This is a genomic window from Herbiconiux daphne, from assembly GCF_024979295.1.
Lineage (GTDB): Bacteria > Actinomycetota > Actinomycetes > Actinomycetales > Microbacteriaceae > Herbiconiux > Herbiconiux daphnes.
The window spans coordinates 1-904 of sequence record NZ_JANLCJ010000220.1 but is presented as its reverse complement, the minus strand read 5'-3'; the positions used below and the strand labels follow the sequence as shown (position 1 = coordinate 904).

Genomic DNA, 904 nt, shown 5'->3' with positions numbered 1-904 from the left:
GAAACTGAAGAAGGTTCTGATGAAGAAGGTGAAATTGAAGTCACTGATGAAGATGGTGAAGAAGTTGATTTTGAAGATTATCAAATTACTCTCCCAACCGGTGATGAAGTAACTCTTTCTGAATTAGTTAAAGGTTATAAAAATAATGATGAGCTGAATACAGCCATCGCAGAATTCCAAGAAGCTCAGAACGAGTTTGTTGAGAAATCTAAAGACATTGGTCGTCTGTTAGAGTTGGCTAAACTTGAAGCTGATCGCACTATCGAAGATTACAATGGTTTCGATTGGGGTCGTTATAAATCCGAAGATCCTTCCGGTTATGTTGAAAACCGTGAGTATTTAGACCGTTTCATTGAACGTCGTAAAGAAATTATCAGCGCTATGGAAGAACGTGAAGCTGCTATTGCAGAAGAAACTGCAAAAATTAAAGCTGCTGAAGCTACCGAAGCTGGTAAAATTCTTCAGCGTGATATTCCAGGTTGGAGTAAATCATTGTATGAAGAACTGATGGACTTTGCTGTAGCTAATGGTGCAGATAAAGATTACATCATGGAATCCACTGATCCTGTCTTATTTAAAATGCTTCATAAAGCACTTCAGTTTGAGAAAGGTAAGAAAACAGTAACTGCTAAGGTTAAACGTATTGGTTCAGGCGCTCCGTCCAAAGTTGTTAAACCTGGCTCAAAACCTGCTCCTGAAGCGGTGGATGAAGCTAAGAAAAAAGCAGTAATCAGCAAAATGGGTGGTTCACGTAAGAGTAATATCGATGCATTCGCATATTTGAAAGATTAATGTAAATAAATATTTCTAAGCTTTCATATATACGGTACGTCGATTAGATGGGTGGGGTAATTCCCCACCGTAATGAATAATTATACAAGGAGATCTCCTGATGGCGGGTATT

1 protein-coding gene is annotated in these 904 nt (G+C 38.4%); it reads left to right on the top strand.

The genetic code is table 11. From position 1 onward, the window contains the following. Positions 1–792 (top strand): hypothetical protein (locus N1032_RS24230; protein WP_259543038.1); only part of this gene is annotated, 792 nt, incomplete at its 5' end. Positions 793–904 lie beyond the last annotated feature (112 nt).